Below are 24,551 nucleotides of genomic sequence, written 5' to 3'. Positions count from 1 at the left end.
GGCCGCGCCCGCCGCCGCGCCGGCGAGCAGCGCGAGCACGATGCCGGCCACGCCCAGTCCGATGCCCCATCCGTCCCGCCCGGCGGGCGCGGCCACCGGGGCGGGGGCGGGCGCGGCCACGACGATGCTGGGGGCCGGGTGCTCGGCCTGCGCGCCGCCCTCGGCCTGCTGGACCCAGTCGACGTCCGTGCCGTCGGAGTAGTGCTGGATCGCCGGCAGGTACAGCGTGCCCCCGCGCGGCAGCGGCCCCACGGCGAGCGCGAAGGTGCCGAACTGGCCGGGCCCGATGCCGTCCCCGGTCGCGGTCCACTCCACCTTCGTGACGGCCGACGTGACGGTGCCGCCGTCGTCGTCCGTCACCGGCTTCGGCAGCGGCGTGCGGAACGTCTTGACCGTCCAGCCGGCGGTTGCCTGGGTCAGCACCGACGTGAACGGGGTGTCCGCGGGCAGTTGGACCGTGAGGCCGGTCGTGCTGGCGGTGTCGGACTCGGTCGGCACCTTGAACGTGAGGGTCGCCCAGGAGGCGGGCAGCGTCGAGGACGCGGAGACCGTGACGTGGGCACCGGCCGGCGACACGAGCCCGAAGGTCAGGACGAGGACGGTGGACACGACAAGCGCGAATCTGGACATCGATCGTTTCCTCGGCAGCGGTCAGCGGGCGGACTCGAGCTCGTCGGGCGGGGTCGTCGCCTCTTCGTCCAGCAGCCCGAGGATGCGCTCGCGGAGCGCGACGAACGCGCCGGCGGACTGGTCCCGGGGGCGGTCGAGGCCGACCTCGATCACCTGCCGGACCCGGGCCGGGCGCGGCGAGAAGACGACGACCCGGTCGGCGAGGAACAGCGCCTCGCTCACGTCGTGGGTGATCAGCAGGGCGGTGAACCGGCGGGCCTGCCACAGCCGCTGCAGCTCGTTCTGCAGTGCCCGGCGGGTGAGCGCGTCGAGCTTGCCGAGCGGCTCGTCGAGCAGCAGCACCGACGGGTCGTTCACCAGCGCGCGGGCGAGCGCGGCGCGCTGTGCCATGCCGCCGGACAGCTGCGACGGCCAGGCGTCGGCGAAGTCGGCGAGGCCAACGAGCTCCAGCGCCTCGTCGATGCGGTGCCGGGACTGCCGGGCGGACAGGCCGCGGGCCTGCGGGCCGATCGAGACGTTGCCCCGCACGGTGCGCCACGGCAGCAGCGTCGGGTCCTGGAAGACCAGCGCCCGGCTCGGGTCGGGCCCGCCAACCCGGCGGCCGCCGACGTGCACGGCGCCGAACAGCGGCTTGTCGAGCCCGGCCAGCAGCCGGATCAGGGTGGACTTGCCGCTGCCGCTCGGCCCGATCAGCGCGATGAACTCGCCGGGCGCGACCGAGAGCGAGACGTCGTCGAGCACCGGCAGGTCCCGGCCGCCGCTGCGGAACGCCTGGGTCACGTGGACGATGTCGATCGCGGAGCCGGTGTCGGCACTCACCATCGGGTCAGCTCCTTCTCCCAGCGCAGCACCCAGTTGCGGGCCCGGAACAGCAGGGTCAGCAGGATGCCGCAGACGAGCACCAGTACCGCGATGCCGGCGTACACCGCGGGGAAGTCGCCCCAGCCCTTCTTCCAGTTGAGGTACCAGCCGAGGCCGGAGTTGACGCCGAAGTTCTCGGCGACCGTAAGGGTCACGAACGACACCCCGAGGGCCATGAACGCGCCGGTGAAGACGCTCGGCAGCGCCGCCGGAAGGCTCACCCGCAGGACCAGGAACAAGTTGCGCGCGCCCAGGGTCTGGGCGACGTCGAAGTACGAGCGCGGGACGCCGAGGATCCCGGCGCGGGTGAGCACCGTGATCGGGAACCACACGCTGAGTGCGATGAGGAACACGGCGCCGGAGTAGGAGGTCGGGAAGAGCACGAAGATGATCGGGACCCAGGCCAGGGACGGCACCGGGCCGAGGAACACCAGGATCGGGTGCACCCAGTAGTTGGCCGCCTGGAACCACCCGATCGTCACGCCGGTGAGCAGGCCGGCGACCAGCCCGGCGACGTAGCCGCACGCGAGCAGCAGCAGCGAGTTGCCGAGGCTCTCGGAGAGGATGCCGCGGTCGGTCCACAGCCGGTCGAGGATCTGCTGGGGCGCGGCGAAGTACGGCGGCGCCAGCAGGACCGTTTTGGCCGTCGAGATCTCCCAGAACAGCATCCACAGGCCCGAGCCGAAGAGCCAGGCGGCGCCGTGCGACACGCGGTCGGCGGCCCAGACCCCCACGCGGCCCCGGGCCGCCGTCAGGGCCCAGATCGTCGCCCACGCCGCGGCCACGACGAGGCCGGCGACGACGGTGAAGGTCGTGGTCGCCGTGATCGACTGGGCGTCGCGCATGGACAGCCTGGCGCTGTCCGGCACGGCGCCGGCGACGGCGGAGAAGCCGATCCAGGCGAGGATGCCCGCGCCGGTGAGGATGGGGTTGACCCGGGCCGGGTTGGCGACCTTCTCCAGGGCGGCGTGGATGCGCGCCGCGCCCTGGACGGTCTGCCCGGTCCTGGGTGGGGCCGGGGCGGTGGTGGTGATGTCGGCGGCCACGGTCGTGTCAGAAGTTGAGGCCGAGGTCGACGAAGACCTTGTCGGCCAGCGCCGGGACGTCCACCCCGGCCGGCAGGAAGCCCGTCTTGACGTACTTCTCGATGCCCGGCTGCAGGGACTCCCGGAGGTTCTTCGGCGACGGGTCGAACGTGAGCGTCTTGAGCACCTGCAGGATCTCGTCCGGCTTGCCCGCGACGTAGTTCTTGCTCGACTCGATCTCGGCCGTCTCCTGGAGGTTGGCGCCGACCCATCGGGAGCCCTGCGCCCAGGCGGACACGAGCTTGCCGGCGGTGACGGGGTCCTCGCTCAGGAACTGGTTGTTGAGCACGACCGCGCAGCAGGGCTGGTTGGCGTTGGCACTGAGGTTGCGGTTGTTGGAGATCTCCTTGGCCCAGCCGTCCTGGACGCCCTGGATGATGGGCAGGTATCCGCCGGCCGTCGCGATGGCGTCCACCTTGCCGTCCTTGAGCGCCTGGGGCAGCAGCGGCTGCTCGATGACGACCCACTCGACCTGCTTGGCGGCGGGGCTGGAGTTGATGCCGGCGTCGAGCAGGTCGAGGGAGAAGAAGTTGGTCGCCGAGCCCTGCAGGTTGCTCACCCCGATCTTCTTGCCCTTGAGCGAGGCGACCGTGGGCACCGAGCCGTCGTTGCGGACGTAGAGGTCCAGGCAGCCGTGGTGCAGGCCGCCGCTGAGCTTGACGGGCGTGCCGTTGTAGATCGGGCCGAGGTAGTTGAAGAAGATGCCGTTGGAGGCGACGTACTTACCGGAGCCGACGGCCGCGGTGACGTCCTCGTCGGTGCCGGTCTTCTTCAGGACGACATTGAGCCCGGCCTGCCGGAAGAAGCCCTTCTCGTAGGCCGCGACCAGCGGTGCCTCGCAGACACCGCTGGGCGTGGTGAGGGTGAGCTCGCGGTCGGCCCACGACTTGGTCACGGTCAGCCCGTCGGCCTTGGCCGTCTCCTTGTCCCGGCCGCGCACGAAGGCCCAGCCGGCGAGGCCGCCCGCGACCAGCACCCCGGCGCCGACGCCGGCGGCCGTGAACAGGCGGCGGCGGGAGATGCCCTGCGGGGCGTCGAGGTCGACGTTGGCCTCGACGGGGCCCTCGACGGCCGCGGGGCCGTCACTCGCCACGGGCCCGTCACTCGCCGCGAGCCCGTCCTCCTGTGGTTCCTGCACCGGGTTGTCCGTCATCGGGGGTCACCTCTCATGCCGCGCTGGACCGGAACGGGTGGACCGTAGCGCGCGGGGGTCGATGTAGGCAACTATTCCTATCTGTTAAATATGTATTGAGCCGCCCCACTGGCTCAACTCCACAGTCAACCTATATGTTAGATAGGATTTTTCCGCAGCGGGAGGTCGTCATCGCGATGGAGCACAGCTACGAGTCCGTCCTCGACGCGGTCGGCCACACGCCGCTGATCCGGCTCACCCGGGTCACCGAGGGCATCAGCGCGCCGGTGTACCTCAAGGCGGAGTTCCTCAACCCCGGCGGCAGCGTCAAGGATCGCGCCGCCCGGCACATGGTGGCGGCGGCCGAGCGCGACGGAACGCTGCGGCCCGGCGGCGTCATCGTCGAGGGCACCTCGGGCAACACCGGCATCGGGCTCGCGATCGTCGCCGCACAGCGCGGCTATCGCGCGATCGTCGTGGTGCCCGACAAGACCAGCACGGACAAGCTCGCCGTGCTGCGCGCCTACGGCGCCGAGGTGGTCGTGACCCCCGGCGGCCTTCCGCGGGAGCACCCCGAGCACGTCAGCCAGCTGGCGCGCCGCATCGCCGAGCAGACGCCGGGCGGCTGGTTCGCCAACCAGTACGACAACCCGGCCAACCCGCAGGCGCACGTGGACACCACCGGCCCGGAGATCTGGGCGCAGACCGGCGGCCGGGTCACCCACTACGTGGCGGGCATCGGCACCGGCGGCACCGTCTCGGGCGCGGGCGCCCACCTCAAAGGCGTCAGCGACGGCCGGGTGCGCGTGATCGGCGCCGACCCCGAGCACTCGACCTACGGCGGCGGCGACGGGAGCCCCTACTACGTCGAGAGCATCGGGCACTACCTGCATCCGGACACCGCCGAGGACGTCTGGCCGCAGTCGTACCACACCGGCGTGCTCGACGCGGTCGAGCGGATCGGCGACCGCGAGGCGATCACCGTCACCCGGGCCCTGGCCCGACAGGAGGGTCTGCTGGTCGGCGCGTCCGCCGGCGCCGCCGTGGCCGCCGCGCTGCGGGTGGCCCGCGGCCTCGGCCCCGACGACCTGGTCGTGGTGCTCGCCCCCGACTCCGGCCGCAACTACCTGTCGAAGTACTTCGACGATGACTGGCTGCTGCGCAACGGCTTCCTCGACGGCGACCGGACCCGCCCGGTGCTCGGCGACCTCCTGGCCGGCGCGCCGGCCCCGGCCGTAGTGCCGGCCACGGCGAGCACGGCGCAGGCGCGGGAGGAGTTCGACCGCACCGGCGCGGAGGTGGCACTCGTCGTGCTCGGCCGCACCTCGGCCGCCCCGCTGCGGGCGGCCGGCGACGTCGTCGGCGCGCTGCGGCGCGACTCGCTCAAGGGCGACTCGCTCGATGGCGACTCGATCGAGCCCCTGATCGCCCCGGCGCTCCCGGCGGCCGGCATCGGCGAACCGGTCGACGCCGCCCTGGCCCGCATCGAGGGCGACTGGTTCGCCGTCCTGGCCGACGGCCGCGTCCGCGCGGTCCTGCCCCGGCCCGCCTGAGGTGCGCGCAAGCGTGGCACGTCGCGCCCGCCGATGCCGCCGCCTCCGGACGCCGCCAGGGATCGCGGCGCAGCGCCGGCGTGCCGCCGTCCACCAGCCGCAACGAGCCCTACCACCCGGCCCCAACCCCGCCAAACGTTTGGACATCGCATGAGCACCGGCACCGAGACCGAGCTGTACCTGCGCAACCGCGGCGGCGACCGGCTCGCCGCGACGTTCACGCCGGGCCCGGGCGACAGCGCCGTCGTCCTGCTGCACGGGTTCCTGTCCAACCGCCGCGCCGGCGGACGCTTCGACCGGCTGGCGGCCGAGTACGCGGCGCTGGGCCACGCCGTGCTGCGCTTCGACTTCAGCGGCTTCGGCGACTCCGACGGCGGGGCCGTGGACGGCGAACGGCTGCTCGACGACGCGCAGGCCGCGCTCGACCACCTCGACGCGCTGGGCTACCCGCGTCAGGTCCTGCACGGCCAGAGCCTGGGCTCGGCCGTGGCGCTGCGGGTCGCACCGCAGCGACCCCGGGTGGTCACGCTGGTGCTGACCGGCGCGCTCACCGGCGCCGGTGACACCGGGGGCGACCGGCCGTACCCGCTCCTGGGCGAGGAGGGACTCGCGGCCTGGAACCGCGACGAGGACGTCCACCTGCCGATCGAGGGTTCGACCGTCCGCACCCACGTCACGGTCAACCGCCGGCAGCCCCGGCTCGGCGCCACCGGCACCCAGCGGGAGCTGCTCACCGCCCTGCGAGTCCCGGTGCTCGTCGTGCACGGCGACACCGGTGAGCTGGAACCGCGGCTCGCCGCGACCACCACCCGCGGCGCGCACCTGCTCCCGGAAGGCTCGCGGATCGCCGTCATCCCCGGCGCCACCCACACGTTCCACGACCGCCAGGACACCCTGGCCGGCCTCGTGACCGACTGGGTCCGCGAGCACGTCCCGGCCGCCGCGACCCACCAGCGTGCGCAACCCCGATGACCGCCGTCACGCACATAGCCTAGTAAAGCTATCGGCTAGATATGATATTGTCGCCCCGTGGAAACCTGGGACGCGCTGACGGCGCGGCGTAACGTCCGGCAGTACCGGCCCGAGCCCATTGCCGAGGCCGACCTCAGGCGAATCCTGGAGGCCGGATGGCGCGCCCCGTCGGCGTCCAACCGCCAGCACCGGGACTTCGTCGTGGTCACCGAGCGGGACCAGCTGCACCGGCTGGCCACGGTGTGGCGCGGCGCCCAGCACATCGCTGGAGCGGCGGCCGCCGTCGCGCTCGTGGTCCCCGAGACCGACGACGAGCACACGCGGCTCATCGACCAGTTCGACCTCGGGCAGGCGGCCTTCGCGATCCTGCTGGCCGCGGCCGACCTCGGCATCGGCACCGGGCACTCCTCGGTCGGCGACCAGGACGAGGCGCGGAGGATTCTCGGCGTGCCGGCGGGTCACACGGTCTCCTACCTGATCGGCGTCGGCCACCCCGCCGACCGGCCGCTGCGGCCGATCGCGCGGCCGGACCGGCGGCCGTTCGACGACGTCGTGCACCGCGGCCAGTGGCGGGCGTCGTGAGCATCCGGACGCTGGCGTTCCTGACGCCGGGGAACTTCCTCGACGACGACCCGTATGCCGGGCTGGAGTCGACGCTGCGGCTGTTCGAGCACGGCGAGCGGCTCGGCTTCGACGGCGGCTGGATCCGCCAGCGGCACCTCGAGCACGGCGTCGGGTCCGCGGCCGTGTTCCTCGCCGCCGCCGGGCAGCGCACGACGCGCCTGCAGCTGGGCACCGCGGTCATCCCGATCGGATACGAGAGCCCGTTCCGCCTCGCCGAGGACCTGTCGATGGCCGACGTGCTGTCGCAGGGGCGGCTGCAGGTCGGGTTCAGCGCGGGCGTCCCGCCGCACGCCGAACTCATCGGCGACCTCGTCTTCGACGGCGACTGGCGCTCGTTCGACCTGTCCTACGGGCGCATCGCCCGGCTGCGCGACAACCTGCGCGGGGAGTTCCTCGGCGACCCCGACACCGTCATCCACTCCCCCGGCAACGTGCAACGACCCCGCCTGCAGCCGTACAGCAAGGGCCTGATCGACCGGCTGTGGTACGGCGGCGGCAGCCTCCGCTCGGTGCGCTGGGCGGCGTCGGCCGGCCTGAACCTGCTCGCCGGCAACATCGTCTCCGGCGAGCAGACCGACGACTTCGTGACGGCGCAGCTGGCGCACATCCGCGAGTACCGCGCGAGCGCCGCCCGCCCGGGCCGGATCGCGGTCGGCCGGGTGATCGTCCCGCTGGACAGCGCCGACCGGGCGACCCGGCAGCGGTACCTGCGCTACGCCGAGTCGCGCCGCGAACGCACGCTCAAGCCGCACGGGGAGCGTCGCATCCTCTTCGCCCCCGACGTCGTGGGCACCGCCGAGGAGATCGTCGAGCGCCTGCGCGCCGACGCGGTGGTGCAGGCGGTCGACGAGCTGCGCCTGGAGCTGCCCTACGAGTTCGACGGCGCGGAGTACGAGCAGATCCTGCACGACGTGGTCCACTCGGTCGCCCCGGCGCTGGGCTGGTCGCCCGCGTAGCCGGCCGGGCACAGCCGCAACCCATGGTAGTCCCATCGGATTAGTAGACATATCCCCTGTAGATCACTATCGTTGCGGTGCCAGCCCGTCAGCTGGCCCCCGGCAACCTGGACGGCGCGCCTGTGAGCTCTTACGACATCGGCATCATCGGCGCCGGGGTGCACGGCCTCAGCGCCGCCTACCACCTGACCCGCCGGGGCGTATCCACCCTGATCCTCGAGCGCGGCCGGCGGGCCGGCGGGCCGACCGGCCGGGCCAGCGGCGTCGTGCGGGCGTACTACACCAACCGGTTCCTGGCCGAGGTGGCCCGCGACAGCACGGCCGTCCTGGCCGACCTCGCCGGCCGGGCCGGCGACGGCAGCGGCTACGTGCGCACCGGCGGGCTGTACCTGCACGCAGCCGGCGACGCGGCCGACGTGCGGGCCACCGCCGCCGGTCTCGCCGCGGCCGGCATCGGTCACGAGGTGCTGACGCCCGACGACCTGGCCCGGCGCTTCCCGGACCTGAACCTGGACGGGACCGCGATCGGGGTGTGGGAGCGCCACGCCGGGCACGCGGACCCGTACCGGACCGCCCTCGGCTACGCCACCCGCGCCGTCGCGCTCGGCGCGACGCTGCTGGAGCACTCCCGGGTCTGCCAGATCGTCGAAGGCCCGCGGTCGGTGAAGCTGCTGCTGGCCGACGGCTCCGGGCACGAGGTGGGCCGCCTGCTCGTCGCCGCCGGGCCGTGGACCGCACCCCTGGTGGCGCAGCTGGGCGTGGTGCTGCCCCTGACCGCCGAACGGCACGTCGTGGCCGGGCTGCGCCACGCGCCCGGCGACACCCCGCGCGCGATCCCGCACGTGCTCATCGACGTGCAGCACGGGTACTACTCACGGCCCGACGGGGCCGGCCGGTTCCTGCTCGGCCCGCTCGCCCCGACCGCCGCGACGGACCCGGACGCCTTCGCCGCCGACATCACGGGCGCCGAGCACGCCTGGCTCGCCGCCCGCGCCGCCCACCGGGCGCCGGTGCGCGGCCGGGCGGTGGCCGACGGCGGCTGGGCGTCGCTGTACGACGTCAGCCCCGACTGGCAGCCGGTCACCGGCCGGATCGGCGAGCGCGTGTATGTCGACGCCGGCACGAGCGGGCACGGCTTCAAGCTCGCCCCGGTGTGGGGCGATCACGTGGCCCGCCTGCTCCTCGACGACGCCGACGCGCGGCTCGGGCAGTTCTCCCCCGGCCGGTTCGCGGCCGGCACCGGTTTGGCCAGCGGCTTCGGCGCCGCACGAATCCTGGGTTGAGGCGATGACGGACACAACAGACGCGGCCGACGTGGTCGTCGTGGGCGGCGGGGCGATGGGCTCGGCGGCGGCCTGGCAGCTGGCCCGGCGCGGCGCCGACGTGGTGCTGCTCGAGCGGTTCGCCCCAGGCCACACCAACGGCGCGTCGCACGGCGCGTCGCGCATCTTCCGGCTGTCGTACCCCGATCTGGTGCACATCCGCCTCGCGCGCGAGGCCGAGCGGCTGTGGCGGGAACTGGAGCACGTCACCGGCGCGCGGCTGCTCACCGTCACCGGCGGCGTCGACCACGGCGACCACCCCTACCTGCAGGAACTGGCCGACGGGCTGGCCGTCGGCGGCGTGGCGCACCGCTGGCTCGCGCCCGGGGAGGCGGCCGAGCGCTGGCCCGGCATCCGCTTCGCCACCCGGGCGCTGTACCACCCGGACAGCGGGCGCCTGCACGCCGACCGGGCGGTCGCCGCGCTGCAGGACGCCGCACGGGCGCTGGGCGCCGTCGTGCGGCACGAGACGCCGGTGACCGCGATCGAGGTGCTCGGCGAGGACAAGGTCCGCGTGCACACCGACGTCGGCAGCTACACCGCCCGCCGAGTGGTCGCCGCGGTCAACGCCTGGGCGGCCAAGCTGCTCGGCGGGCTCGTGCCGCTGCCACCGCTGCGGATCACCCAGGAGCAGCCCGCCCACTTCGCCGCCCGTATCCCCGAGGCTCGCTGGCCGAGCTTCGGGCACCGCTTCGCCGAAGGGACGGCAGACTCCGGGGACTTCTACGGCGGCATCTACGGCCTCGCCACGCCGGGCGAGGGCGTCAAGGTCGGCTTCCACGGCGTGGGCCCCGAGGTCGACCCGGACCGCCGCGACTTCACGCCCGAGCCCGCCCAGCTGGCCGCGCTGCGCGAGTACGTCCGCCGCTTCCTGCCCGGCCTAGATCCCGCCGCCTTCACCCCGATCAGCTGCACCTACACCACCACGCCCGACTCGAACTTCGTCCTGGACCGGCACGGCCCCGTGGTCGTGGCCACCGGCTTCTCCGGCCACGGCTTCAAGTTCGTGCCCGCGATCGGCCGGGTCCTCGCCGACCTCGCCGTCGACGGCACCCGCCCGGACCGGCAATTCGCCGCCGCCCGCTGAGGGGACCCGGATAAGCGCACGGCCCCGGCGATCGCGGCGCAATCCTACGACCGGCGCATAGTGTCCGGGGGCGCGCCTTCCGTAGGCTACGACGAACGCCGATGCGCCCTGCTGCGACCCGCCACGTTGTGCAGGCCGCCTCTGCCCGCCGTGCACCGACGCCGGCCGGGTCGGGAGGTTGTGCACTGCCGTCACGATGGATGGGAGGGCCGGCAATGACTGCTGCGCCGGATCGGATCAGCGTCGGATTCCAGGGCGACACGTCGGGCGAGGGCCCGCTGTCGTGGGGCCAGCTCGAGAACTGGTCCGCGATCGTGAAACAGCGGACGTGGATCCCGCTCGGCGGGGTCAATCCCCTGAACGAGGGCACGACGCTGGACGAGGTCGTGGCCGAGCTGCGGTACCTCATGACCCGCTACGAACCGATGCGCACGCTGTTACGTTTCGCCGACGACGGCACGCCGACCCAGGTCGTGCACGCCGCCGGCGAGATCGACCTGGAGATCGTCGATGCCGGCGACGCGGACCCGGGCCGGGTCGCCGAGGACCTGTGCGATGCCTGGCGGGCCAAGCTGCTCGACTTCGCCACCGAGTGGCCGCTGCGCATGGCGGTCGTGCGCCAGGGCGACCGGCTCACCCACGTGGCGGTGCTGGTCTCGCACTTCGTGACCGACGCCACCGGGGCGATGACGATGCTGGCCGAGATAGCCGAGCGGGTCGACACGCCGGTGCCGGGCCCGCAGCCGCTCGCCCAGGCCGAGTGGCAGGAGTCGCCGGCCGGCCTGCGCCACGACGCCGCCGCGCGGCGCTACTGGGCCGGCATCCTGCAGACCGTGGCCCCGCAGCGGTTCCCGCGCCCGGCGGTGGTGGCGTCTCCGCGGTACTGGCACGGCGAATTCACCTCGCCGACGCTGGGCCTGGCGGCGCAGCGCTGGGCCGCGCAGACCGGCGTCGACACGACGACGGTGCTGCTGGCCGCGTACGCGGGCGCGCTGACCCGGATCACCGGCATCGATCCGGTGGTGATCCGCCCGATCGTGTCCAACCGGTTCCGCCCGGGCCTCGCCGGCGTCGTGTGCACGCTCGCGCAGGCCGGGCTGCTCAGCATCCCGGCGGCGGACGCGCCGTTCGAGGAGCTGCTGGAGCGGACGCGGCGGGTGACGACGGCGGCGTACAAGTACGCCTATTTCCACCACACCAGGATGGACCGGCTGATCACCGAGGCCGGCGTCGAGATCGGCTGCTACTTCAACGACCGCCGCGGCCCGGCCATGTCCGTGCCGATCGAGCCCGGCGAGTCGTCGTTCCGCTGGGTCGCGGCCCAGGACGCCCCGTCGTTCGAGCCGCTGTTCCTGCACGTGGACGGCGTGCCCGGCACGCTGCAGCTGTCGTTGTACCTCGATGCCGCCCACGTCGCCCCGGCCGACGCCGAGCGCCTGGCGGCGGAGATGGAGCGGATCACCAGCTGAGCCGCTTCTTGTCGTACCCACGGGGTAGTTTCTGCCCCGTGGGCGACGGCGCTATTGTTAACATAGTTACATGTTTCGACGCCTCGGCGCCTTCGCCGCCGCCTCGCTGCTGACCGTCTTCGCCTTCGCCTCCCCCGCCCACGCCTCCACCGTCGACCTCACCTTCGGCCCGCTGTCCATCGGCGAGTACTGCCACGCCCAGGTCAGCACCTCGGCACTGGTCGGGCTGTACGAGTCCTCGGGCCTGCGGTGCTACTCCGGCGCCAACGTCTACGTGGGCTCCGGCGACCCGTACCTGGCCTGCAAGTACCTGACCACGGACGTCGTCGCGGCCGCCCTGCGCGGCCAGTCGGGCGCCCTGATCTGCCGCGTCGTTCGCTGACCATCCGCACGATCGCACCGACCAGCGCCGAACACCGGCCGTCCCGCCCAGCCCGCATGACCGGCGAGCTGGGCGGGACCGCATCTCGGCCCTCACGCGGATGGCCGCACCGCACATGGCCCCGAGTCAGCCGCTGCCTTCCAGCCGGTGGCGGCCGTCCGGGAGCCGGCGGGTGGTGCCGCGGCGGTGCAGGAACTCCAGCAGCGGTACCGCCACCCGGCGGGTCGTGCCCAGCGCCTGGCGGGCCTCGCTCAGCGTGAACGGCTGGGGCAGGCCGGCCAGGCGCTCGGCGGCGACCTCGGCGGCGTCCGGGAGCAGGACCACGCCGTCGGCGATGCGCAGCAGCAGGCCGGCCTTCGCGGCGGCGCCGAGTTCCTTCGGGCCCAGGCCCAGGGCGCTCAGGCGGTCGCTCTCCGGGGCGGCGAACGGGGACCGGGCGAGGTCGGCGCGGACGGTGTCGATGGCGCGCTGCAGCCGCTCCGGCAGGCGCCGGCCCGTGCCGATCCGGCCGTGGTGCACGGCAAGCGGCGGCGTGAGGAGCCGCTCGACCAGCCCGCGGTCGGGCAGGGACAGGCGGCGGGCCATGGCGTCGACCGGCGGGTCGGGGTCGACGGGGTGGGCGTCGGCGTAGGCCCGTACCTCCGCGGCCAGGCGGGTCCGCAGGGCGGCCTCGTGGCCGGGGTCGAGCAGCCAGCCGGGGGCGGGCGGGGTGACGCCCATCCGGGTCAGCTCGTCGGCGTGCACGAGCCGGCGGCGGCGCAGCTCCCCCGCCGCGTCCGGCGTGCCGTCCATCGTGGACAGTTCGAGGGCCCGGGCGGCGGCCGCGCCTCGGCGCTGCAGCGGCGGCGGGCAGACGTCCAGGACGGTGACGCCACCGGGGACCCGATGCAGGCCCGGGTCGCGCAGCAGGGCGCGGTCGCCGATGTGCAGCGGCAGCTGACGATCCAGGCGCAGGCGGGCGGTGTCGGTGCCCAGCGGGCGCACCCGAGCGGGTACCGCCGCAGAGCCGATGTGCAGCACGACGGCGGACGGCAGGCCGTCCGCCGGGTCGCCGTGGACGCGGACGTCGATCAGGTCGGTGCGGACGAACCGGCCGGGGGCGACGAGCGCGTCGCCGCGGGCGATCGCCGAGCGGTCCACGCCGCGCAGGTTCACCGCCACCCGCGCGACGGCGTCCACCGCGGACACCGCGGTGCCCAGCGACTGCAGGCCGCGGACGCGGACCGGGGCGCCCCCGAGCTCCAGGTCGGCCTCCGCGGTCAGGCGGCCGGCGCCCAGGGTGCCGGTGACGACCGTGCCGCTGCCCTTGATGGTGAAGGCGCGGTCGATCCACAGGCGGACCGGGGCGTCCAGGTCGGGCGGGGGCAGGGCGGCGCCGAGGCGGTCCAGGGCGGCGCGCAGGTCGTCCAGGCCGGCGCCCGTCACGGCGCTCACCGCGACGGCCTCGACGTCGGCGGCGGAGGTCCTGGCCAGCTCGGCCAGGGCCTGGCGGGTGGCCGGGGCGGGGTCGGCGAGGTCGGCCCGGGTCACCACGAGCAGCGCGTGGCGCACGCCGAGCGCGTCGAGGGCGGCCAGGTGCTCGGCCGACTGCGGCTTCCAGCCCTCGTCGGCCGCCACGATGAGCATTGCCGCCGGTACCGGTCCCACTCCGGCCAGCATGTTGGGCACGAACCGCTCGTGGCCGGGGACGTCGACGAACGCGACGGTGGCGCCCGACGGCAGGCGAGTCCAGGCGAAGCCCAGGTCGATGGTCATGCCCCGGCGCCGCTCCTCGGCCCAGCGGTCCGGCTCCATCCCGGTCAGGGCGCGCACGAGCGTCGACTTGCCGTGGTCGACGTGCCCCGCGGTGGCGACGACCCACATGCCGGCTCAGCCGCCCGCCGCGCGCAGGACGGCCGCGGCCACCGTCTCGTCCTGCTCCTCGGGCACGCAGCGCAGGTCGAGCAGCAGCCGGTCGCGCTCGACCCGGCCGAGGACCGGCGGGTCGCCCAGGCGCAGCGGGGCGGCCAGGGCCACCGGCAGTGCGAGGGCGGCCGACGGGAGCTCGACCTCGGGGGCGCCGCCGCCGCCCACCACGGCGACGGTGTCCACCACCTCGGCGCTCAGCCCGCGCAGGGAGGCGCGGACCGCCTCGGCCCGGCGGCGCAGGTCAGCGGCGTCGGCCCGCAGCGCGCGCCAGGTCGGGGTGTCGCGGGCCAGCAGGGTCGCCTCCAGCGCGGCCAGGGTGAGCTTGTCGACCCGCAGGGCGCGGGCCAGGGGGTGACGGCGCAGGGACTCCACCAGGTCGGCCCGGCCGAGCAGCAGGCCGGCCTGCGGGCCGCCGAGCAGCTTGTCGCCGCTGGAGGTGACGAGGTCGGCGCCTGCTCGCAGCACCGTCGAAGCATCTGGCTCGTCGGGCAACAGCGGGTCGGCGTCCAGCAGGCCGGAGCCGATGTCGACCACGAGCGGCACGCCCAGCCCGGCGAGGCGCTCGACGGGGACGGCGGCGACGAAGCCGCGCTGGTAGAAGTTCGACGGGTGGACCTTGAGCAGAAAGCCGGTCTGCGGTCCGATGGCGGCCTGGTAGTCGGCCGGCGAGGTGCGGTTGGTGGTGCCGACCTCGCGCAGCCGGGCCCCGGTGGAGACGAGCAGGTCGGGCAGGCGGAAGCCGTCGCCGATCTCGACCAGCTCGCCGCGGCTGACCACGATCTCCTTGCCGGCGGCCAGCGCGGTCGCGGCCAGCACCAGGGCGGCGGCGCCGTTGTTGACCACGTGCACTCCCCCGGCGGCGGGGACGGCCTCGGCCAGGGCGCGCATGGCGGTCCGGCCGCGCCGGGCGCGGCGGCCGGTCTCGAGGTCCAGCTCGACGTCGGTGTGGCCGGCGGCGCGGGCGACCGCCTCGACCGCCGCGCCGGACAGGGCGGCCCGGCCGAGGTTGGTGTGCAGCACGACGCCGGTCGCGTTGAGCACCGGCCGCATCCCGGTTGCGCCGGTCAGCCGGTGCAGCGCGGCCTCGGCGACGGCGTCGGGGGCCAGCTCGCCGCGGCGGACCCGGTCAAGCTCCTCGCGCACGACCGCGCGGGCCCGGTCCCTCGGGAACACGGCCAGCCGCGGGTCGCCGAGCACGACATCGGTGCGCGGCACCGAGCGACGCGGATCCATCCCGAAACGGTAGCAGTGTCCGGATCACCGGCCGGAGTCGAAGCTGTACCAGCCGTTGCCGATCGGGGTGAACCGCACCCAGGCGGAGTGCCACCCTCGACCTCCTCCGTCGGTCCGGCCCCGTCGGCCGCGTGGAACATCGCGCCGCCGGGGACCAGACACGCCGACTCATCCTGAACTGATCTCTCTCTACGTGGACGCCGACTTTCGCGTTGGGCCGTTGCGGCGTCCGAGCGAGGACACGGTGTCCTCCGCGGCGGCCAGGTGAAGCTTCATCGCATCGGCCGCCGCGTGGGTGTCGCGCTCCGCGATGGCCGCCAGGATCGCGTCGTGCTCGTCGGCCGCCTTGGCCGCCCGGCCCGGAACCACCGCCGCGGCCAACGCCTGCTCCTGCAGCACCGTGCGGAGTTCCGAGACCAGCCGGGGGAACAACGGGTTGGCGGTCGCCGTGGCGATGGCGACGTGGAAGTCGGCATCGATGCCGACCCGCACGGAGGGATCCTCCTCCTCACGGAACCTTGCCAGCAGCGCGGTCATCGCCTTGAGGTCGGCCCGGGAACGGCGCTCCGCGGCGAGGGCGGCCAACGGCACCTCCAGCGTCTTGCGCACCTCGTGCAGGTCGCGGGGGAGGTACTTGCCGGTCAGCAGCTGCGACGGCGCGAACTGCGCGTCGACGAAGGTGCCCTTGCCGGCATACGAGCGGGTGAGACCGAGGGCGTTCACGCTGTGGAGCGCCTCACGGATCACCGAACGGCTGACCGCGAACGACTTGGCCAGGTCAGCTTCGGAGGGCAGCCGCTGGCCCACCGCGAACTCACCCGACTCGATCAGTTCGACCAGTTGCGTTCGCACGTGTTCCGCGGCTGTTCGCTGCGCGACGGGGACCACCTTCACGGCTGACAGGTTAACAGGCTGCCGGGCAGCTGACCGGTCAGGACGAGGCATCGATACGCACCGGCAGTGACCAGGTCGACTCGCACGGGCTGCCGGAGGCATACATCAGCGAGCGATCCGACAGATCCATGATGATCCCCGCCACCGTGCAGGTGCGCTCGGCGGTGGGCTGGGCCACGTCCGGGTGCTGGCACACGCTGTCCGGCGCGTCGGCGTGGTCGGCAAGCGCCTCCTGCAGGCTTTCGATCGTGTGCGTGCGGTGCTGCTGCAGGCGCGCTGTCAGGTGGTGCAGCCGCTTGCGTGTGTGCGCCTTTCGCTCGAGGTAGCGGTCCACCCCGGTGAGACCGCCGACCAGGAAGTGGTTGGCGTGCGTGATCGCACCGTCGACGGGCGTGATCTCGCCACAGGCACCGTCGCCCGGCCCGGTCTCCACGTCCATGCAGAACCCGCTCGCGTCGGCGATGAGATAGTTCGCGGAGTTGGCTCGCGATGTCGACTTGATCCGCGCCGCGGCCTCCGCACCGCTGTCACTGTCGAGCACCGATCGCAGCAGCACGTGGTACGGCACGCCGGGCCGGCCCTCGTCCCCGTCCGAGATGAGGGTGTTGGTGCACAGGCCGACACCGCTGGAGTTGATCCCGACCTTCGCCAGCATCCCGGCCTCGACCACCGTGACGAAGTCTGGGCCGTCGTCACGGCGCACCTGGAGCACGACCGCGGTTTCCCGGGCCCCCTCGATCCAGTCCCAGTTCTGACCCATCAGCGGGACACCGGAAGCCGTGCGTTCGGGGGTCAGCGCGAACGAGGTGCACTCGCTGGCCGCCACGGCCCGCAGACGCCCCGGAGCTGCGAACATGATCTCACTGCGGGTGTTCAGGGCCAGGATGTCGGCCACCTCGACGCCGGCGCCGCGGGCGATCCCCCGGATCTCGCGCGCGGACGCGGGTGAGAAGTCCTCGATGGGATCGGCGAACCGGAGTCCGTGTCGTCGCACGGTGGCCCAGTCCCATGACGCGTAGTGCATGAACACGTCGGCATAGGTCCGCAACGCGAGCTCTATCCGAGTCCTGGCGGCGAGCCCGTACTGGTATCCCCGTTCTTCCGGGTCGCCCGTGACGGTCACGACGTCGTACCCGGAGGCGACTGTCCGCGCCATTGCCACTCCTCTACTGTAGCTCCCAACTCCGCCTGCCTAGCAGGCTATCAGGTTGCATGACAGGTTGTCCCTTCCCAGAAAGGCCGCCCTTGCTACACTCCTGTCTGGCTGCCAGACAGGAGTTGCTTGAATGCAGGTGGACCTCCCCCTCGATCGGCTCGTGCAGTACGAGTACCCGCACCCGGAGCCGGCTGACTTCGACGCCTTCTGGAGTCGGACACTGCAGGAACACCGCGCCCATCCCCTCGACCCGCGTTTCGAGCCGGTGGACGCGCTGGTGCGGACCATTGACGTGTACGACGTCACCTTCGCCGGGTACGCCGGGGACGACGTCAAGGGGTGGCTGCTGCTGCCGCACGAACGCACCGGCCCCCTGCCGCTCGTGGTGGAGTACCTGGGATACGGCAGCGGACGCGGACACCCGGTCGAGTCCCTCGCCTACGCCAGTGCCGGGTTCGCGCACGCCATCATGGACTCCCGCGGACAGGGCAGTTCCGTGCGGGCCGGCCACACCGCCGACCCGCATGGGGCGGGACCCTCCGCGCCGGGGTTCATGACCCGCGACATCCTCGACCCCGAGCGTTACTACTACCGCCGCCTGTTCACCGACGCGTACCGGTTCGTCGACGCCGTGGCGACCCACGAAGCCGTGGCGCGCGACCGGATCGCGGTGACGGGACGCAGCCAGGGCGGTGCCATGGCGCTCGTGGCGGCCGGCTTGCGCGACGACGTGCGGCTGGCGATGCCGCATGTGCCGTTCCTGTCCGCCTTCCGGCGCGCAGTACAGGTGACGGACCACAGCCCCCACGGGGAAATCATCAAATGGCTGGCCGCCCACCGCGGTCACGCGGAGCGCGCCTTTGCGACCCTTGCGTACTTCGACGCCGTATCCTTCGCCCGGCGAGCCACCTGCCCCGGCAGATTTTGCGTCGCCCTGCACGACGTCGTGAGCCCACCCTCCACCGTCTTTGCTGCATACAATGCCTTTGCCGGGCCCAAGGAGATGACCGTGTGGCAGTTCAACGGCCACGAGGCGGGAGGGCCAGAAGACACCTTGCGAACCATTCGAGCCGTCCGAGAGCTGGTGCCATGACCATCGTCGACTTTCACCACCACGCACCGCTGGCGTCCTATGTCAGCCGGTTGACCGCGCTGGGAATTCAAGCTCAACCCGGCGCCGCATTTCCGGTGTGGGAACCCGCGGACTCGATCCGGGTGATGGACCGGTTAGGCATTGACCTGGCCGTCCTGTCCACCGCTTCACCCGGGTTCTACTTCGGCGATCAGACATTCACCACGGACCTGTGCCGGGACACCAATGACGAGCTGACCGAAGTGGTCCGCGACGGCAATGGGCGGTTCGCGGCGGTCGCCTGTCTCCCCCTGCCGTCGGTCGACGCCGCGCTCGCCGAGATCGAGCGGGTGTTCGACCGGCCGGAGTTCGTCGGCGTCGGCCTGCTCACCAGCTATGCCGGGGCATACGTCGGCCACCCCCGGTTCGACGGCCTTCTGGAGGCGCTGAACGACCGCGGTGCGCTCGTTCATGTACACCCGGTGCTGCCCGCATGGTGGCCCGAGGGCGAGATTCCCCTTCGCCCCTCGGTGCTGGAGTACCTCTTCGACTCGACGCGCCTGATCACGAATCTTCTCCTCACCGACGTGCCGCGCAGATTTCCGCGAATCCGGTGGATCTTCTCGCACTGCGGCGGCGCGATGCCTGTCGTCGCGCCACGCATGGTTCTGGCCGAAGGCATGCCGGAACTCGCGGCCGTCAGTCCGCAAGGTGTCCTGCGCGCGCTGGCGGCGTTCAGCTATGACACGGCCCTGTCCCACACCACTGCCGACCTCGGCGCGCTGCTGTCCTTCATCGACGACACGCGCGTGGTCCTCGGCACGGACTTCCCGTTCTCGTCGGCCGACGAGGTGGCTGAGCGTTTCGCCCTCCTGCGCGAATTCCTCGGCGACACGCACGGTTCCGCGGTGCTCAGCGCGAACGCCCGTGAGCTGCTCCGTGACCGCGGGACCGTCGACTGACGATCGTCTGACCGTGGTACGGCAAACCCGGATTCCGCAGTTCGTGGTCACACGCCGGGGGGCGGGAGGCGGCGTGCACCGACGCCGCCCCTGCTCCTCGGGATCTTGATCAGGCGGGGTTCGAAGGCGGTGACCCGGGCCGGCGGCTGGACGGAAATCGCCTGGTAGATGGCCTTCTGCTCGGCGGTGAGCGGGGTGGTCTGGGTGACCGTGCCGGCCGGGCCGGCGAGGGTCACCTGGGTGATTCGCCCGAGTTGCCGGTTGATGGTGCGCCAGGTGTGACCGCTGGAGCGTTCGGCGACGCGGGTCAGCAGCAGGGCCAGCCAGCAGATCACCACGTGCGCGCGGATGCGGTGTTCCAGGCGGTGGAAGACCGGGCGGAGCAGCAGCTGTGCCTTGAGGTCACGGAAGCCGCGTTCGGCCTCCAGGAGGTTCTTGTAGCCCAGGGCGACGTCTTCGGCGCTGATGTCCGGGTCGAAGGTGGCGATGAGGTACTTGCCGTCCAGCCTGGCCTCGGCCTTGACCTTCGCCGTGTTGACCTTCAGGCGTCCGTTGGGCTGCTGGACCCGCCAGCGGCCGAGGGTGGGGTGGTCGCGTAACGCGCGCTCGGCACGCACGTGGGCGGCTTCGTTGCGGGCGCGGGTCCGGTCGCCGAGGGGCCGGCCGGCATCGCGGGCGCGCTGCTCGGCAATGCGGGCCAGTTCGGCCTGGATGCGGGCGATCGCCTCGTCGCGGTGCTGCCGGTCGCGCTGTGCCTGGTCGGGGTTGTGGCAGATGACGAACCGGGCGTCCTGACCGTCGAGGCGGACTTCCTTGACCCGCAGGTTGTCGCGGACGTGCTGGTATCGGCCCTGGCGGGACAGCACGGCCTCCACGAGGGGGTCGCCGTCGCGCATGCGCATCCCGGCGATGCGGTGCCCGCCGGCGCGGCGCAGGTGGGCCAGGTTGTCCGCGCTGGAGAAGCCGCGGTCGACCACGGTGATGACCCGGCCCAGGTTCCAGTCCCGCAGGTCGTCGCGAACCTCGGCCAGGACGGCCTGGTCACTGGGGCTGCCCGGCCAGCACCAGCAGCGCACCGGGATGCCTTCCTTGGTCACGGCCAGGCCGATGACGAACCGTGGCAGGTCGCCACGGTGGTCCTTGGCGTGGCCGAACCGGCGGAAGGCGTCGTCGCCCCCGTCTTCGTCGTCGCGTTCGAAACGGATGGTGTCGAAGAACAACAGGTCGGATTCGAGATTGAGCAGGCCGGCCACGGCGTAGGACACCGACTCCTGCACCCGGTCCTTGGTGTCGGCGTCGACGAGGAGGTCCATCGCCCGGTAGGCGTGGTCTTCGTCCATCGTGGACAATCCCGGGACGACGGCGTCCTCGCGCACCCATTCGGCGGCGGACAGCTTGCTCATCGGCGCGACCGCCCGGTTGGCGACCAGCGCGAACAGTACCCGTTCCATGCTGGTGGTGAACCGCCGCGCGTCGGTGGCCGCGCGCACTGCCGCGCCCACGTCGAGGCGCCGCCACAGCCCGTCGAGCAGCCAGGTGGCCCCGATCGTTCGGGCGTCAAGGACCTCCAGTGGCGCAGCACCGGCGGTCACACCCGCCTCTGCGGCCTCAGCCAGCCCGTCGCTGTCACCGAAGTGCTTGTTGATCGACGCGGCCAGCCGCCGCAGTCCGGCCACGTCGACCTGGTCGACCCGGCCCAGGTTCATCAGCACGTCCGGCTTGATCCGGCCGTCCACCCGCCGGTTGTGCGCCAGGGCTACGTAGCGCACCACCATGCCGTCGGCGTTGGTCCGCGACGTGAACCGCAGGAACATGCCTACGACTCAACCATCGTTGACCTGCTCGCACAAGGCACGATACTACGTCGTGTTACTACACTTGCCGCACCACGAGCCGCGCCACGACCTGCCGACACCCCACCTGACCAGCAGCAATCCGAAACCGATCACTCCCGCGTGTCGGCAAACCGCGGAGCCTGGTAGCAAGGAAACTTCGTAACGAACACACCAAGGCACTTGCGATCCACCTCACCACGGTGCACCCTGGGGGCAACCTATAGGGCTGTCTGACAGCCGGGCAGGTGGACAAGTCGTCCGGAGGCGCCGCGTACCCCGCGTTTAGCAGGTCTTCGGTCCCCAGCAGAGGAGAGCAGGGATGCGAGCAAGAAATATTTGGCGCGGCCGCGCCGCCGTCGCCATTGGGCTGGTGGGGGCCCTCGCCCTCGCGGCCTGCGGCGGAGCAAAGGACTCGCCGAGCGGAAACGGCTCGGGCGAGATCAAGGGAGCGATCGACTTCTGGATGGGCGACCCCATTGGGGACACCCAGCAGCCGATCATGCAGAAGCTGGCGAACGACTACGCCGCGGCACACCCGGGCACCAAGGTGAACCTCCGATTCCTCGGAAAGGACGCGCACCAGACGTACCTGACGTCGATCGCCGGCGGCAGCGTTCCCTGTGTCGCGCTCATCGGCAACACCTGGACCCCTGAATTTGCGGCACTCAATGCCCTCAACGTGTACGCGGACGACCCCAAGACGCTGCGGGGCACCTACGTGCCCGGCATGATCGACTCGACCATTTACAAGGGCAAGTCGTACGCGGTTCCCTACGACACCGGCGTCCGCGCCCTGATCTACCGCAAGGACATGCTCGAGTCGATCGGCAAGTCCGCGGCGCCCGCCACCTGGGAGGAACTGCGCGCGGACGCCCTGGCCATTCAGGCGAAGCACCAGGGTGTCAACGGGTTCGGCATCATTGGCGGCGCCCACTGGTACTACCTGCCGGTGATCTGGAACTGGGGCGGCGAGATCGCCAAGCAGAACGGTGACAAGTGGGTCTCCGAGGCCGGGTCACCGCAGGCCGTCCAGGCGTTCCAGTTCTACGCCGACCTGCTGACCAAGGATAAACTGTCGCCCGCCGGCGCCTCCGCCTGGACCGGCGCCGACGTCGACAAGTCGTTCGGCCTGGGCCAGACGGCGATGATGATCGGCGGGTCGTGGGACCTGCGGACCATCCTCAAGCAGGCTCCCGATCTGGAGAGCAAGCTGGGCACCGCCGTCCTTCCCAAGGGCCCGGGCGGGAACAACGACACGTTCGCGGGCGGCAGCAACCTCGCCGTGTTCCGCGAGTGCAACAACAAGCCGGTGGCCAACGACTTCGTGAAGTTCATGATGAGCAAGGAAAACCTCGTGCCGGTCACCTCGAACCTGGGCCTGCTCCCGGCGACGAACGACGCGCTGGCGCAGGAGAAGTCCACCGGCTCCTTCTCCACCCCGCTGCTCAAGGCGTACGCCGAGCAGGCCGATCACACCCGCTCCACTCCCCCGGTGGCCAACTGGGGCAAGGTGGAGGGAGCCAACGCCATCGTGAACGCCATGCAGTCGATCATGAGTGGCCAGAAGAGTGCGGATGCTGCCATGAAGGAGCTTTCGGACAAGATCAACCAAGCCATTGGCTGAGAACGTGAAGACCGCTATCCGTCGCGCAGTGTCCCCGAACACCTCGGGGGCACTGCCCGGGCGGCAGTCGCCGCGCCGGCATTTCACCTTTGAGAAGCAGCTCCTGCCGTGGGCCTTTCTGACGCCGCTGCTCGCGGTGGTCGTCGGTATTGTCGGATACCCGGTGGTGCGTACGATCTGGCTGTCGTTCCACGACGGTGAGTACCTGCAGAACGGGCCGTTCATCGGGCTGCAGAACTACCGCGACATCTTTGCCAACCCGTACTACACCGCCGCCCTCCTGCGCACGACAGTGTTCGCGGCCGCGGTGGTCGCCACCACGATCCTGTTGAGCCTGGCGATCGCCCTGGTCCTCGATGCCGCGCCCCGCGCGGCCAAGGTGCTCAGCGTCATCGTGCTGCTCCCGTGGGCCATGCCGCGGGTCGCGTCGGGCATCGTGTGGAAGTGGATGTTCGACGACCAGTACGGCGTGGTCAACTGGCTGCTGGTCCACTGGTTCGGACTCGAGTCCTTCAACGGCTACTCGTGGTTCCGCACGGGGACACCGGCCATGGTGGCCATCACGGTCGCCGTCGTCTGGCACTCGGTGCCCTTCGTGGCGGTTTCCTTGTTCGCCGGGCTACGCGGCACGCACGGTGAAGTGGTGGAGGCGGCACGGGTCGACGGCGCCAACGCCTGGCAGATCCTGCGGCGCATCCGGCTGCCCATGATCCGTCCGCTGCTCGTCGTGATGACCACGATCTCGACCATCTGGGCGTATCAGTCCTTCGACCATTTCCTTGTGATGACCACACCGCCCGGCGGCCCGAACCACTCGACTGAGGTGCTGTCCCTGCTGACCTGGCTCGAGGCCTTCGCACAGCTCGACCAGGGCACTGCCGCGGCCATGGCCGTGGTGCTGTTCCTCATGCTGTCCGCGGTGAGTGTGCTGTACGTCCGGCTGAACCGGGAGGACGTTCGATGACGTCGCTGCTGCGCCGCGGTGCGCTCTGGCTTCTGGTTGGCGTGATCCTGCTGAGCAGCCTGTTTCCGTTCTTCTGGATGCTGGTCACGTCGATCAAGCCCGACAATGAGCTGTTCACCCGCACCCCCCGTTTCATCGTCACGTCGCCGACCGTGGAGCGCTACACGCACCTGCTCGACGGCAACATCCCGACGCAGTTCCGCAACTCCCTCATCGTTGCGGTGGCCACGACGGTCCTGACCGGCCTCGTTGCCCTGCTGGCGGGTTATGCCATGGCCCGCTACCGGCTGCGGACCCGGCACATCCTCACGGTCGTCATCCTCGTCACGCAGCTGCTTCCGCAGACCATCCTCGTCATCCCGTTGTTCACGCTGTTTCGCAACGCCGGCATGCTCAACACATACCAAGGGCTGACCTTGAGCCACCTGGCCCTGACCCTTGGCCTGTGCACGTTCATGCTGCGATCGTTCATCGTCGACATCCCGTTCGAACTCGAAGAGGCCGCCCAGGTCGATGGGGCGAGCCGGCTGCGAGCCGTACGGTCGATCGTGTTTCCACTGGCCTGGCCGGGGTTGGCCGCGAGCTCCGTCTATGCGTTCATCACATCGTGGAACGAACTCATGTTCTCGGCGACGTATATGCAGCGACCCGAGATCGAAACGCTCCCCGTCGCCCTGCAGCAGTACTTCTCCAGCTACTACACGGACTGGGGAGGAGTGATGGCGGCGAGCGTCATCTTCACGATCCCGGTGGTGATCTTCTTCCTTCTCGTGCAGAAGAGGCTGATGCAGGGCATGGCATCGGGTGCGATGAAGGGCTGACGGTCGACG

General features: G+C 71.8%; 22 protein-coding genes. 13 read left to right on the top strand and 9 right to left on the bottom strand.

Annotated features, from left to right (window positions below):
• The 4 genes from AB0M46_RS41070 to AB0M46_RS41055 form a co-directional block, all read right to left on the bottom strand.
• On the bottom strand, nucleotides 1–630 hold a 630-nt coding region (locus AB0M46_RS41070), incomplete at its 3' end, for a YcnI family protein (RefSeq protein ID WP_363345304.1).
• 21 nt (nucleotides 631–651) lie between these two features.
• Nucleotides 652–1,452, bottom strand: a complete 801-nt coding sequence (locus tag AB0M46_RS41065; protein ID WP_363345303.1) for an ABC transporter ATP-binding protein — start codon at nucleotides 1,450–1,452, stop codon at nucleotides 652–654.
• Nucleotides 1,446–2,537, bottom strand: coding sequence for an ABC transporter permease subunit (locus tag AB0M46_RS41060; RefSeq protein WP_363345302.1), 1,092 nt, complete (start codon nucleotides 2,535–2,537; stop codon nucleotides 1,446–1,448). The genes AB0M46_RS41065 and AB0M46_RS41060 overlap by 7 nt, the downstream gene beginning before the upstream one ends.
• A gap of 7 nt (nucleotides 2,538–2,544) precedes the next feature.
• The gene (locus tag AB0M46_RS41055; protein ID WP_363345301.1) at nucleotides 2,545–3,729 is read right to left on the bottom strand and encodes an ABC transporter substrate-binding protein; all 1,185 of its coding nucleotides are present in this window, start codon (nucleotides 3,727–3,729) and stop codon (nucleotides 2,545–2,547) included.
• A 176-nt stretch (nucleotides 3,730–3,905) separates the two neighbouring features.
• Here AB0M46_RS41055 and AB0M46_RS41050 point away from each other — a divergent pair, with 176 nt between their 5' ends.
• The 8 genes from AB0M46_RS41050 (at nucleotide 3,906) to AB0M46_RS41015 (ending at nucleotide 12,073) form a co-directional block, all read left to right on the top strand.
• Complete coding sequence (locus tag AB0M46_RS41050; RefSeq protein WP_363345305.1) at nucleotides 3,906–5,261, top strand: pyridoxal-phosphate dependent enzyme; 1,356 nt, start codon at nucleotides 3,906–3,908, stop codon at nucleotides 5,259–5,261.
• 150 nt (nucleotides 5,262–5,411) lie between these two features.
• A complete protein-coding gene (locus tag AB0M46_RS41045) occupies nucleotides 5,412–6,233 on the top strand; it encodes an alpha/beta fold hydrolase (RefSeq protein WP_363345300.1) in 822 nt (273 codons plus the stop codon).
• A 57-nt stretch (nucleotides 6,234–6,290) separates the two neighbouring features.
• Nucleotides 6,291–6,815: a nitroreductase family protein gene (locus AB0M46_RS41040; RefSeq protein ID WP_363345299.1), complete on the top strand. Its 525-nt coding sequence runs from the start codon at nucleotides 6,291–6,293 to the stop codon at nucleotides 6,813–6,815.
• Entirely contained in the window at nucleotides 6,812–7,813 is a 1,002-nt protein-coding gene (locus AB0M46_RS41035; protein WP_363345298.1) for an LLM class flavin-dependent oxidoreductase, read from the top strand. Before AB0M46_RS41040 ends, AB0M46_RS41035 begins: the two co-directional genes overlap by 4 nt.
• Before the next feature lie 77 nt (nucleotides 7,814–7,890).
• On the top strand, nucleotides 7,891–9,096 hold the full coding sequence (locus AB0M46_RS41030) for an FAD-dependent oxidoreductase (protein WP_363345297.1): 1,206 nt from the start codon (nucleotides 7,891–7,893) through the stop codon (nucleotides 9,094–9,096).
• 4 nt (nucleotides 9,097–9,100) lie between these two features.
• Entirely contained in the window at nucleotides 9,101–10,222 is a 1,122-nt protein-coding gene (locus tag AB0M46_RS41025; protein ID WP_363345296.1) for an FAD-dependent oxidoreductase, read from the top strand.
• Between the two features lie 215 nt (nucleotides 10,223–10,437).
• A complete protein-coding gene (locus AB0M46_RS41020; RefSeq protein WP_363345295.1) occupies nucleotides 10,438–11,691 on the top strand; it encodes a condensation domain-containing protein in 1,254 nt (417 codons plus the stop codon).
• A 70-nt stretch (nucleotides 11,692–11,761) separates the two neighbouring features.
• Nucleotides 11,762–12,073, top strand: coding sequence for a hypothetical protein (locus AB0M46_RS41015; RefSeq protein ID WP_363345294.1), 312 nt, complete (start codon nucleotides 11,762–11,764; stop codon nucleotides 12,071–12,073).
• A gap of 126 nt (nucleotides 12,074–12,199) precedes the next feature.
• On the opposite strand, the gene selB is transcribed toward AB0M46_RS41015, so the two are convergent.
• The 4 genes from selB to AB0M46_RS40995 all read right to left on the bottom strand — a co-directional run bounded on the left by selB (nucleotide 12,200) and on the right by AB0M46_RS40995 (nucleotide 17,264).
• Nucleotides 12,200–13,936 (bottom strand): selenocysteine-specific translation elongation factor, encoded by a 1,737-nt coding sequence (gene selB, locus AB0M46_RS41010; RefSeq protein ID WP_363345293.1) that lies wholly within the window; start codon nucleotides 13,934–13,936, stop codon nucleotides 12,200–12,202.
• A 6-nt stretch (nucleotides 13,937–13,942) separates the two neighbouring features.
• Nucleotides 13,943–15,214, bottom strand: coding sequence for an L-seryl-tRNA(Sec) selenium transferase (gene selA, locus AB0M46_RS41005; protein WP_363345292.1), 1,272 nt, complete (start codon nucleotides 15,212–15,214; stop codon nucleotides 13,943–13,945).
• A gap of 189 nt (nucleotides 15,215–15,403) precedes the next feature.
• A complete protein-coding gene (locus tag AB0M46_RS41000; RefSeq protein ID WP_363345291.1) occupies nucleotides 15,404–16,108 on the bottom strand; it encodes a FadR/GntR family transcriptional regulator in 705 nt (234 codons plus the stop codon).
• A gap of 37 nt (nucleotides 16,109–16,145) precedes the next feature.
• Nucleotides 16,146–17,264 (bottom strand): C45 family peptidase, encoded by a 1,119-nt coding sequence (locus tag AB0M46_RS40995; protein ID WP_363345290.1) that lies wholly within the window; start codon nucleotides 17,262–17,264, stop codon nucleotides 16,146–16,148.
• 130 nt (nucleotides 17,265–17,394) lie between these two features.
• On the opposite strand from AB0M46_RS40995, the gene AB0M46_RS40990 reads away from it, so the two are divergent.
• Complete coding sequence (locus tag AB0M46_RS40990; protein WP_363345289.1) at nucleotides 17,395–18,357, top strand: acetylxylan esterase; 963 nt, start codon at nucleotides 17,395–17,397, stop codon at nucleotides 18,355–18,357.
• The gene (locus AB0M46_RS40985; RefSeq protein ID WP_363345288.1) at nucleotides 18,354–19,298 is read left to right on the top strand and encodes an amidohydrolase family protein; all 945 of its coding nucleotides are present in this window, start codon (nucleotides 18,354–18,356) and stop codon (nucleotides 19,296–19,298) included. The genes AB0M46_RS40990 and AB0M46_RS40985 overlap by 4 nt, the downstream gene beginning before the upstream one ends.
• A 47-nt stretch (nucleotides 19,299–19,345) precedes the next feature.
• Here AB0M46_RS40985 and AB0M46_RS40980 read toward each other — a convergent pair whose 3' ends face one another.
• A complete protein-coding gene (locus AB0M46_RS40980; RefSeq protein ID WP_363345287.1) occupies nucleotides 19,346–21,112 on the bottom strand; it encodes an IS1634 family transposase in 1,767 nt (588 codons plus the stop codon).
• Nucleotides 21,113–21,503: 391 nt separating this feature from the next.
• Here AB0M46_RS40980 and AB0M46_RS40975 point away from each other — a divergent pair, with 391 nt between their 5' ends.
• From AB0M46_RS40975 to AB0M46_RS40965, 3 genes are all read left to right on the top strand, one after another.
• Complete coding sequence (locus tag AB0M46_RS40975; protein ID WP_363345286.1) at nucleotides 21,504–22,757, top strand: extracellular solute-binding protein; 1,254 nt, start codon at nucleotides 21,504–21,506, stop codon at nucleotides 22,755–22,757.
• Nucleotides 22,758–22,920: 163 nt separating this feature from the next.
• On the top strand, nucleotides 22,921–23,721 hold the full coding sequence (locus tag AB0M46_RS40970) for a sugar ABC transporter permease (RefSeq protein ID WP_363345285.1): 801 nt from the start codon (nucleotides 22,921–22,923) through the stop codon (nucleotides 23,719–23,721).
• Nucleotides 23,718–24,542 carry a carbohydrate ABC transporter permease gene (locus AB0M46_RS40965; RefSeq protein WP_363345284.1) on the top strand — a complete coding sequence of 275 codons (825 nt, stop codon included), beginning with the start codon at nucleotides 23,718–23,720 and terminating at the stop codon, nucleotides 24,540–24,542. The genes AB0M46_RS40970 and AB0M46_RS40965 overlap by 4 nt, the downstream gene beginning before the upstream one ends.
• Nucleotides 24,543–24,551 lie beyond the last annotated feature (9 nt).

The organism is Dactylosporangium sp. NPDC051485, from assembly GCF_040682015.1.
Lineage (GTDB): Bacteria > Actinomycetota > Actinomycetes > Mycobacteriales > Micromonosporaceae > Dactylosporangium.
Note: the sequence above shows the minus strand (reverse complement) of the source record. Positions and strands in the feature narration are given on the sequence as shown.

Coding starts and splice junctions, on each gene's coding strand:
- AB0M46_RS41065 (WP_363345303.1), bottom strand. CDS start 1,452: ATGGTGAGTGCCGACACCGGCTCCGCGATCGACATCGTCCACGTGACC.
- AB0M46_RS41055 (WP_363345301.1), bottom strand. CDS start 3,729: ATGACGGACAACCCGGTGCAGGAACCACAGGAGGACGGGCTCGCGGCG.
- AB0M46_RS41050 (WP_363345305.1), top strand. CDS start 3,906: ATGGAGCACAGCTACGAGTCCGTCCTCGACGCGGTCGGCCACACGCCG.
- AB0M46_RS41045 (WP_363345300.1), top strand. CDS start 5,412: ATGAGCACCGGCACCGAGACCGAGCTGTACCTGCGCAACCGCGGCGGC.
- AB0M46_RS41025 (WP_363345296.1), top strand. CDS start 9,101: ATGACGGACACAACAGACGCGGCCGACGTGGTCGTCGTGGGCGGCGGG.
- AB0M46_RS41020 (WP_363345295.1), top strand. CDS start 10,438: ATGACTGCTGCGCCGGATCGGATCAGCGTCGGATTCCAGGGCGACACG.
- AB0M46_RS41015 (WP_363345294.1), top strand. CDS start 11,762: ATGTTTCGACGCCTCGGCGCCTTCGCCGCCGCCTCGCTGCTGACCGTC.
- selB (WP_363345293.1), bottom strand. CDS start 13,936: ATGTGGGTCGTCGCCACCGCGGGGCACGTCGACCACGGCAAGTCGACG.
- selA (WP_363345292.1), bottom strand. CDS start 15,214: ATGGATCCGCGTCGCTCGGTGCCGCGCACCGATGTCGTGCTCGGCGAC.
- AB0M46_RS40995 (WP_363345290.1), bottom strand. CDS start 17,264: ATGGCGCGGACAGTCGCCTCCGGGTACGACGTCGTGACCGTCACGGGC.
- AB0M46_RS40990 (WP_363345289.1), top strand. CDS start 17,395: ATGCAGGTGGACCTCCCCCTCGATCGGCTCGTGCAGTACGAGTACCCG.
- AB0M46_RS40985 (WP_363345288.1), top strand. CDS start 18,354: ATGACCATCGTCGACTTTCACCACCACGCACCGCTGGCGTCCTATGTC.
- AB0M46_RS40980 (WP_363345287.1), bottom strand. CDS start 21,112: ATGTTCCTGCGGTTCACGTCGCGGACCAACGCCGACGGCATGGTGGTG.
- AB0M46_RS40965 (WP_363345284.1), top strand. CDS start 23,718: ATGACGTCGCTGCTGCGCCGCGGTGCGCTCTGGCTTCTGGTTGGCGTG.